Origin of the sequence: Pseudostreptobacillus hongkongensis (genome assembly GCF_001559795.1) — a bacterium.
Lineage (GTDB): Bacteria > Fusobacteriota > Fusobacteriia > Fusobacteriales > Leptotrichiaceae > Pseudostreptobacillus > Pseudostreptobacillus hongkongensis.
In genome coordinates this window covers 42,074-51,913 of record NZ_LOHY01000076.1, presented here as the reverse complement: position 1 = coordinate 51,913, position 9,840 = coordinate 42,074, and the positions used below count along the sequence as shown (strand labels likewise).

11 protein-coding genes are annotated in these 9,840 nt (G+C 24.1%); 5 read left to right on the top strand and 6 right to left on the bottom strand.

Features of this window, described 5'->3' with window-relative positions:
- Positions 1 to 120 precede the first annotated feature (120 nt).
- From AYC59_RS02030 to AYC59_RS02015, 4 genes are all read left to right on the top strand, one after another.
- Positions 121 to 399 (top strand): helix-turn-helix domain-containing protein, encoded by a 279-nt coding sequence (locus AYC59_RS02030; protein WP_066894683.1) that lies wholly within the window; start codon positions 121 to 123, stop codon positions 397 to 399.
- Positions 400 to 818: 419 nt separating this feature from the next.
- Positions 819 to 1,457, top strand: a complete 639-nt coding sequence (locus AYC59_RS07530; RefSeq protein WP_082752630.1) for an ApaLI family restriction endonuclease — start codon at positions 819 to 821, stop codon at positions 1,455 to 1,457.
- Positions 1,444 to 2,616 (top strand): DNA-methyltransferase, encoded by a 1,173-nt coding sequence (locus AYC59_RS02020; RefSeq protein ID WP_066894681.1) that lies wholly within the window; start codon positions 1,444 to 1,446, stop codon positions 2,614 to 2,616. The genes AYC59_RS07530 and AYC59_RS02020 overlap by 14 nt, the downstream gene beginning before the upstream one ends.
- 377 nt (positions 2,617 to 2,993) lie before the next feature.
- A complete protein-coding gene (locus AYC59_RS02015) occupies positions 2,994 to 3,179 on the top strand; it encodes a hypothetical protein (RefSeq protein ID WP_066894679.1) in 186 nt (61 codons plus the stop codon).
- A gap of 525 nt (positions 3,180 to 3,704) precedes the next feature.
- Here AYC59_RS02015 and AYC59_RS08025 read toward each other — a convergent pair.
- The 6 genes from AYC59_RS08025 to whiA form a co-directional block, all read right to left on the bottom strand.
- Complete coding sequence (locus AYC59_RS08025) at positions 3,705 to 3,977, bottom strand: hypothetical protein (protein ID WP_066894677.1); 273 nt, start codon at positions 3,975 to 3,977, stop codon at positions 3,705 to 3,707.
- A 67-nt stretch (positions 3,978 to 4,044) separates the two neighbouring features.
- Complete coding sequence (locus AYC59_RS08020; protein WP_211260000.1) at positions 4,045 to 4,686, bottom strand: hypothetical protein; 642 nt, start codon at positions 4,684 to 4,686, stop codon at positions 4,045 to 4,047.
- A 188-nt stretch (positions 4,687 to 4,874) separates the two neighbouring features.
- Positions 4,875 to 5,570, bottom strand: coding sequence for a GH25 family lysozyme (locus tag AYC59_RS02000; RefSeq protein ID WP_066894672.1), 696 nt, complete (start codon positions 5,568 to 5,570; stop codon positions 4,875 to 4,877).
- A gap of 9 nt (positions 5,571 to 5,579) precedes the next feature.
- Positions 5,580 to 6,851: a serine--tRNA ligase gene (gene serS / locus AYC59_RS01995; protein WP_066894670.1), complete on the bottom strand. Its 1,272-nt coding sequence runs from the start codon at positions 6,849 to 6,851 to the stop codon at positions 5,580 to 5,582.
- Between the two features lies 1 nt (position 6,852).
- Positions 6,853 to 7,491: a hypothetical protein gene (locus AYC59_RS01990; protein WP_066894668.1), complete on the bottom strand. Its 639-nt coding sequence runs from the start codon at positions 7,489 to 7,491 to the stop codon at positions 6,853 to 6,855.
- The gene (gene whiA / locus AYC59_RS01985; protein ID WP_066894666.1) at positions 7,466 to 8,389 is read right to left on the bottom strand and encodes a DNA-binding protein WhiA; all 924 of its coding nucleotides are present in this window, start codon (positions 8,387 to 8,389) and stop codon (positions 7,466 to 7,468) included. Before whiA ends, AYC59_RS01990 begins: the two co-directional genes overlap by 26 nt.
- Before the next feature lie 346 nt (positions 8,390 to 8,735).
- Between whiA and AYC59_RS01980 the strand changes: the two genes are divergently transcribed.
- Entirely contained in the window at positions 8,736 to 9,833 is a 1,098-nt protein-coding gene (locus AYC59_RS01980; RefSeq protein WP_281177377.1) for an NAD(P)-dependent alcohol dehydrogenase, read from the top strand.
- The last annotated feature ends 7 nt before the right edge of the window (positions 9,834 to 9,840 follow it).

Genomic DNA, 9,840 nt, shown 5'->3' with positions numbered 1-9,840 from the left:
ATTTTTTATTGCAACAGCCCATTTTATTTATAATATTTTTATAAAATACACTATTATAGTATTTTTAATAGACAATTCTAATTAAATATGTTATACTATTATTAAAAAGGAGTGATTATTTTGATAAATTTAGTTGATTTTACAAATGATAAATATAAGTTGTTAAAATTTTTATATGATAATCAAATAGAAATAAAAAATAACAAATATATAGCATTATCACAACAAGAAATAGCAGATAGTTTACATTTTTCTAAAAATAAAACTAATAAGATAATGCAAGAACTAAAAAAAGATAACTTTATTGATGCTTTTAATAATACTAAAGGGAAATATATTGTTAGTGATAAAGGAAATAAGATTGTTGAGATAATTGAAGAAAATATTTATAAATTATAATAAAAAATGAATTGTAGTAATCATGTGTGTAAAAATTACAATAGAATATTATAAAAAATATGGAATAAAATCTTTGAAAACTGTTTATAATTGTATAAATAAAGGTGTTGTTGACAAAAATTGAAGATAAAAGTGGAAATATCTTTGTAATTGAAAATGTAAAAAAAGATGATTATAATGTAAATTACAATTTACAATTTACAATTACAATTACAAAATGAAGTGAAAAATTTATAATTTCAATTAGAGAATAAATAAAAATTTATAAATCATTTATAAGAATAAATAAAGCAGCAATATAATCAAATTCAAGTATTAAATTATCAATTATTAAAATTAAGTAAAAATAATACATTATTATTAGAAAATAAAAAAGATAAGAAATGGTATCAAATTTGGAGATAGAGAGGAGAATAATTATGAATGAACATATGTATTTAACAATAAAAAATATAGCTCAAAAATATGAAAATGATCTAAAAAAGAATATTAATATACGGATAGATGAAATGAGGTTAGATGATAAATCACATCATTTAATATATAGTGTTTTAGGTATAAATTCAAATGAAGGAAATCTTATTGATGTATATCAAAATAAAGGTAGATTTTTATATAAAGCAGCAGGGTCTTTCTTAGAAGAAGCTGCTTTAATGTGTTTTAAATATAGATATCCAGACGCACAAAAAGTTAGAATTGAAAATAATATTGGAATGAGACCTAAAAATTTTGAAATTGATTGTTTAGTAGAAAAGAATGCTTATGAAATAAAATGGAGAGATGCGACAACTGACGGGGATCATATTACAAAAGAACATACAAGAGTTCAAGCAATATCCAAATATGGATATAAACCTATTAGAATAATGTTTTATTATCCAAACAGGAAACAAGCACAAAATATACAACAAACATTAGAGACATTATATAATGGAATTGGAGGAGAATATTATTATGGAGATAAGTCTTGGGATTATATAAAAAAAATGACAGGAGTAGATTTGCTTGAAATTCTAAAAAGAATAGCATGTGAAAAGGAAGTATATGGAAACAAATAAAATATATCTTTATGATTGTTTAGAAGGAATGAAAAAAATTAAAGATAATTCAATAGATTTGATATATTTGGATCCACCATTTTTTACACAACAAAATCAAAAATTAACAAGTAAAGAAGGAATAGAATATAGTTTTTCTGATAAATGGGAAAATATTACAGAATATATTGAGTATTTAAAATTAAGATTAAATGAAATGAAAAGAATATTGAAAAATACAGGGAATATATTTGTTCATTGTGATAAAATTGCAAATCATAGAATAAGAATAATTTTAGAAGAGATATTTGGAGTAGAAAATTTTAGAAGTGAAATAATATGGACATATAAAAGATGGAGTAATTCAAAAAAAGGGTTATTAGATTCACATCAAAATATATATCATTTTACTAAAACTAATAATTTTAAATTTAATATAATATATAAAAATTATTCATATACTACAAATATTGATCAAATATTACAAGATAGAGAAAAAGGCGAAAATGGAAAATCAAAATATAAAATAAATGATAAAGGAGAAATTGTATATTCAACAGAAAAAAAAGGAGTTCCACTAGGAGATGTCTGGGAAATACCATTTTTAAATCCAAAAGCTAAGGAAAGAACAGGATATCCAACTCAAAAACCTATTCATTTATTAGAAAGAATAATAGAAATATCAACAGATGAAAATGACTTTGTTTTAGATCCTTTTTTAGGAAGTGGAACAACCGTAGTAGCGGCTAAAATTATGAATAGAAAATTTATAGGTTTTGATATAAATGAAGATGCAATAAAAATAGCTGAAAAAAGATTAGAAAATCCAATAAAAACAGAATCTCAATTATTAGCAAAGGGTATAAAAGATTATGATGAAAAGAATGAAAGAGAAAAAATGATATTGTCTAATTTTGATTGTAATATAGTACAAAGAAATAAGGGGTTAGATGCAATTTTAAAAAAGAAAATTAATGATAAATTGATAGGAATAAAAATACAAAAAGAAAATGAAACAATGTTAGAATGTGAAAGTAATTTAATAAAATCAATGAAAAATAAAAATTTTGCATACGGAATAATAGTAAAAACAAAAGATGATTTATTTGAATGTAAAATTTCAGATAATATAATAGTAATAGAAGATATAGAATATCAATTAAAAAAATTTTTGAAATAATAAAATTAATATATAGAATGATAATGATTAAAATATTATCATTTTTTACAACTTATAATTAGTATTATAGAATTTTATAATGCAAGGAAATGGGTGCTCATTTTAACCTTGACATTTAACGTGCAAGGCCCCCTTGACCCCATTTTACCTAAAAATTATATTTTTAGATAAAATAAAATATTAAAACTAATTAAAATGCAATAAATTCAAATTTTTTTAATTTTTGATAACAAAACTCCTAGACGATATAAGAAAGGAATGAAAAAAATGTCAGTAGCAAGACAAATAAAATTATTTTCTAACTTTAAAAGAAAATCTATTAAATTAGTTACAACAAGACAACAAATAATAAATATATCTCAAGAATATGAAAGTATTTGAGAACAAAAAATAATAATATGAATCATAAATTATCAAATGAGAATATTATACTAAAAAAAATTGATATAAATGAATATAATACATATATTTCTAATACAGATTATTCATTAAATAAAGAAAGTAGTAAATATGAATATTTTTATTCTACAACACCAACAATACAAGCAAAGATGAGTGGGTAAACTTTTATAAAGATATATCTGATTTTGTTAAAAATTATATAGGAGAAGATTATAGAGTCTTATCTGAAGTAATACAATTTGATGAATTTACTCCACATTTACAACTTATGGGAATATATAGAACTGAAATAAAATCAAAAGAAGAAAAAGATATTAAGAAACGATAAAGAATTATTTGATAAAGTAGCGAGTAATAAATTTACAAGATATAATGGAAGTTTTAAAGGATAAGATGGTTATACTGATCCTAAAAAGAAAAAATTATATAAACGAGTAAAAAATAGAAAAATATAATAATAAAATTACTTATGGATTGTATCAAATTGATGAAGAATTAAATATAAAATATATAGATGAAAAAGATAAAATTGAATATAATTATCTAGAATTAAACGGACATATAAAGATACTAAAAACATTATTAAAAATTATTATTTGAATAAAATAGTACTAACATTATTTAAGTGTGAATTTTTAAAATAATTACTATTCTAAATGAGAGTATAAAAAGTTCACAGTCTCTTATTATTCTTTAATAACCCTATCCTTCAACAGAACCTTATACAACATAATATCAATATCACTTTGTTTTAACAACAGACTAGCTAAGCACCATTTAGCTAGTTTTTTATATTTCTGTATTTTATAATGCTTAGCTAGTTCATATAACTTATATTTAGGTATATTCAATAAAATTTCTATTTTATTAAATGTAGCAACATTATCTTCATTATTAAAAGTAAATGTATTATTAGTTAATATTTGTAGTTTTTCTGTTTCTTCTTTTAACATAGCCATATATTTACCAGTAGGTTTTGGTAAATCTAATTGTTTATATCATTTATTGTATAGTTTACTTTTTGAGTTAATATCTCAATAAATATTTTTTAGAACTAGGGTAATTACCATTTCTCACTTTATAATTTCTAATATAATTAAAAAATAAAATGTAATCATTTAAGTATTTTGTAGATACATTTGTTTTATTTACATTTATAAACTTTTTAATCTCATTATGTAGTTCATTAACTCTTGCAAGGCTTAATCTATTTTTAGATTTTAATTCTTTAAATTCTAAATAATTTAATCTACCTTTATTTAAGATTTTATCTATTTTATCATCGTTATATAACTTTAATAATATCTTTTCTTTTTGTTCGTTAGTTTTATTAAATAAATCGTATTCATCTAATAATCTATCATAATTAGAGGGTTTAATATAATGAGGTATATTATTAATTTCACAATATTTATTGTATATAGAGTTAGAATCAGTACAAATATATGAAGGAGATTCTAAATACTCATCAAATAAATCAACAAACAACTCACTTGATAATTTACCTAAACAAGATATGAAACATACAGAATAACCTTTATTATCAATAGCAGTAGTTATAGTTGCAAACTCACTGCCCATTATTCCGTATTTAGACGGATTAAGTCCATATCCTGCAATTCTTTCTTCTCCTTGAAAACAATTAAAAGAAAAACAAATTGAATACAAAGAAACATTAGAAAAAATAGATTTAATTAATGATGATTATGAAAAAAAAGAATTAGAATATCAATTAGATGTTTTAAAAAAAGATATTGATACACTTAAAGAAAATATAGATTATGAGTCTAGAAATATAAATTATTAGTAAAAAATAAATTAGAGATTGCCCTATAATTTACAAGCAATCTCTTTATTTATTTTATTCTATATTTTTCTATAAAATCATCTATATTTTTCTCTTTCATAGCATTTCTATCTGTAAATCCATCTATACCACTAACTCTACCCCTATTAGAATATTGCCATATTTCCCAGTTAGGTATTTCTGGATAATATTTAATATTTCTATACCATATAGGATTATCTGGAAATTCATTTTTAACATATTTATCATATGTACTACTATTTACATATATTATTACTTTTTTACCATAATAATCTTCTAATATATCAATCATATCTCCTAATTGTTTTTTAACTATATCTTTAGGATATTTTGTTGATATTTCTAAATCTACTATAGGTGGAAAGGCTCCTTTTACTTTTGGAACTTTAGATATATAGAAATTAGCCTGTTCTTCTCCAGTTGAATACATCGTGAAAAAATGATAAGCTCCTACCCTAAATCCACTTAGTTGAGATTTATTCCAATTGTATAAGAAATCTGTATCTAAAAAATCTTTACCCTCAGTTGCTTTCATCAGTACAAATTTATATTTTTTATCAATTAAACTCCAATTAAGTCTAACTTGATGATGAGATATATCTATACCATGAGTTTCATATTTAGAGGCTAGTATATTATTATGATAAACCAATCCAGAAAATTCTAAAAATATTACCAAAAATATAGATACGATTATAAATATTAATAACTTTAATATTCTCATTTTTACCTCTTATCTAATTTCTGTTACACCACCCATATAAGGGACTAAAACGTCTGGTATTTTAATACTTCCATCTTCTTGTTGATAATTTTCCATTATAGCAAGTAATGTTCTACCTACTGCAAGCCCTGAACCATTAAGTGTATGTACGAAATAACTTTTTTTATCTTCTTCATTTCTATATTTTATCATTGCTCTTCTTGCTTGGAAATCTCCTGTATTTGAACAACTTGAAATTTCTCTATATTTATTTTGAGATGGAACCCATACTTCTAAATCATAAGTTTTAGCAGCTGAGAACCCTATATCTCCACTACATAATGCAACAACTCTATAAGGTAGTCCTAATTTTTGTAATATTTTTTCTGCACATCCTGTCATATGTTCTAATTCTTCATAAGATTTTTCTGGATGTACTATCTTAACCATTTCAACTTTATTAAATTGATGTTGTCTTACAAGTCCTTTAAGATCTCTTCCTCCACTACCTGCTTCTTGTCTAAAACATGCTGTAAATCCGCAGAAATACATAGGAAGATCACTTTCTTTCAATATTTCATTTGAATGCATATTAGTTAGTGTAACTTCTGCTGTAGGTATAAGGTATAAATCTTCACTTTCAATTTTATACATATCTTCTGCAAATTTAGGTAATTGACCTGTCCCTACCATTATTTCACCTTTAGCAAGTTGTGGTGTTAATATTTCTTTAAATCCATGTTCACTTGTATGTGTATCTAACATAAAGTTTATTAAAGCTCTTTCAAGTCTTGCTCCCATCCCTTTATATATAGTAAATCTTGAACCAGCAAGTTTAGCTCCTCTTTCAAAATCTAAAATATCTAAATTAACTCCTAATTCATCATGAGATTTAACTTCAAAATTAAACTCTTTAGGTTCTGACCACTTTCTAACTTCAACATTATCATTTTCATCTTTTCCAACTGGTGTACTACTATGTAATACATTAGGAATAGTTAATAATAATAGTCTTTGTTCTTCATCAACTGAAACTAACTCTAAGTCTAATTCTTTAATTCTTGAACTAACTTTACCCATTTCTTCTTTTAATTCAGTTGAATCTATACCTTCTCTAGCATTTTTACCTATTATAGCTGAAACATCATTTCTTTTTTTCTTTAAAGTTTCAACTTCTGTTAATTTTTCTCTTCTTATACTATCTAATTCTAATAATCTTTCTAAATCAAAATCACTATTTCTATTTTTTAAACTTTGTCTTACAAGATCAGTATTTTCTCTAATAAACTTCATCTCTAACATTTTATTCATCTCCTTTTAAAAATTCTAATATTATATCATTTATATCATTTTTTTTATTACAATTAATATCTAATATTTCTCCAAATTTCTTTTCATAAATATATGAATAAAGTGCATCTACACTAGTTTTAACACCATAACCTTCTTGCGATGTTGTAAAGTATCTTAAAATATTAGTTAATAATGCATCATTTAATCCTATTTCTTTATATATTTTTTCAAATAAATATAGCTTTATAAGTCTATTATTATCATTTGATATTTTAGAATTCAGGTAAAGTATGTCAAAGAATTTTTTATCATCTCTTCTTATTAACTCATTTCCCAACCCTAAAACATGTACACTATCTCTATTAATTATTGTTCTAAAAAATTTATCTTCAAGTTCATCTATATCTAAACAGGAGTGTCTTTTAAGTTTTTTATATTTTTTTACAACAATATCTTCAACATTCCATAATTTTTCTGCTTTTTTAAATTTTTTAACTATATACATATACCCAATTTCTAAAATATAGCTTGGTGCTAGTATACTAATATTTCCATCTTTACTTATTTTGAAATATTTACTTTTTTCATTAAACAGAGAATATTCTTGTAAAAATTCATCATAATTATTTTGTTCTTTTAGACTTTTCATTTTTTACTCCCTTTAATTCAAGATATATTTCTTCTAATCTTCTAAATCTATTTCTTATACCTGATTTAGAAATTCTTAATTTATCTGCAAGTTCTTGAAATGAATCACTTTCATTTAGTAATCTAAGCCTTGCTATTTCTTCAAGTGCATCAGTTAAATTAGAAAGTCCCATTTTTTCATCTATATATTCTATCATATCTATTTGTTTAATAGCTGCAGCTTCACTTTTCATATCGTTTGCTAATTCATAATTCAATTTTCTATTTACTTTATTCTTCATTTCTTTAATTATAGTTACATCTTCATATTCAAAGAATATTTTTTCTCCACCCATCATGTATATTATATCTAATATATCTTCTGAGTTTCTAATATATACTATATTCTTATTTTTTTTATCTGTATGAAAAACTCTTTTATTTATGTGTTTTAATAACATATATAGAAAAGTTGAAGCATCTTCTGTATCTATAAAGAAATCTAAAGTATAGCCCTTATTAGGATCTTTTATATATCCTGAATTTAAAAAATATCCTCTTAATATAACTGGGATTAATTCTTCAACTTCTAAAAACTTTTTAAATTTAAAAAGTTCCTTTAAAAATTCAGCATATATACCTTCTATTTCTTTTGTTATCCTTATAGATATATTATATACTCTTGGTTTTGAAAATCTTTTAGCAATTATATATTTTATTTGTGGTTTAATATCAACAACCTTTAATATATGCTTGTACACTCTTTGAGTTAATCTAAAATTTTCACTACTAAATTCTATTCCATTATTTTTAAATGAATTTTTAGATAAAAATAATCCAAAAAGTTCAGCTAAAATTTCTTCTTTATCTTTGACTTCTATATCTAAAATCTCTTCTTTAAGTTTTGATGAATACGACATAAACCACCTTTATTTTATTTTTAATTATATCATAGATTAAATATATTTTACAAATCAAAATATATTATTATTTTAAGTTATGGGATCATAAGTTATAATTAAAACAAAAACTCTTTTTATTAATAATTTATATAACATAATTTTTTTAACACTGAATATATGTTCTATTCATATTTTTTATAATTTTTTTCATTTTTCCAAATCAATTTTCCCTTTATTTATTCCATTTTATACACTTTTAAATATTTGTTAAAAAATAAACTTAATATAAGCTATTGCCTTTTAGAAAAAGCATAGTATACTAATACTGAAGTTAAAATTAGAACAAAGTTTTAGGAGGTTTAAAATGACTGGTAAAATGAAAGGTTTCGCAATGAAACGTATTGGAGAAGTTGGTTGGATAGAAAAGGATGCACCTTATTGTGGTCCAAATGATGCTATAGTTAGACCACTTGCATTATCTCCTTGTACATCAGATATTCATACAGTTTATGAAGGTGGAATTGGTGAACGTTATGACATGATCCTTGGACATGAAGGATGTGGAGAAGTAGTAGAAGTAGGATCTGAAGTTAAAAACTTCAAAGTTGGAGATAGAGTATTAGTTGCAGCTATCACTCCAGACTGGAATTCAAGAGAAGCTCAAGCAGGATATTCAATGCACTCAGGTGGTATGTTATCTGGATGGAAATTCTCTAACTTCAAAGATGGAGTATTTGGAGAATATTTCCATGTAAATGATGCTGATGGAAACTTAGCTTTAATACCTGAAGGAATGGACTATGGGGTTGCTTGTATGTTAAGTGATATGTTACCTACTGGATTCCATGCTGCTGAACTTGCTGACGTGCAATTCGGTGATATAGTTGCTGTATTTGGTATAGGACCTGTTGGGTTAATGGCTACAGCTGCTGCCGCTCTTAAAGGTGCTGGAAGATTAATAGTTGTTGATTCAAGACCTGAAAGATTTGAAATTGCATTAAACTACTATGGTGCAACTGATGCAGTAGACTTTATGAAAGCTCCATCTGAAGATCAAATCATGGAATTAACTAATGGTGAAGGTGTAGATAAAGTAATCATAGCTGGTGGAGATCAAAGATTATTTGAAACTGCAATGAAAGTATTAAAACCAGGTGGACGTATAGGAAACGTTAACTACTTAGGTACTGGAGATTACATCAACATACCAAGAGTTGAATGGGGAGCTGGAATGGCACACAAAAACATCTTCGGAGGATTAATGCCTGGTGGAAGATTAAGACTTGAAAAATTAGCTAGATTAATTCAATTCGGAAAAGTTGACCCAGGACATATGTTAACTCACAAATTCTATGGATTTGAAGGTGTTGAAGATGCATTAGAATTAATGAGAACTAAACCAGAAGGATTAATTAAACCAGTTGTTTATATGGATAAAGATCATACTAAAAATGTTAAATAAGGAATAA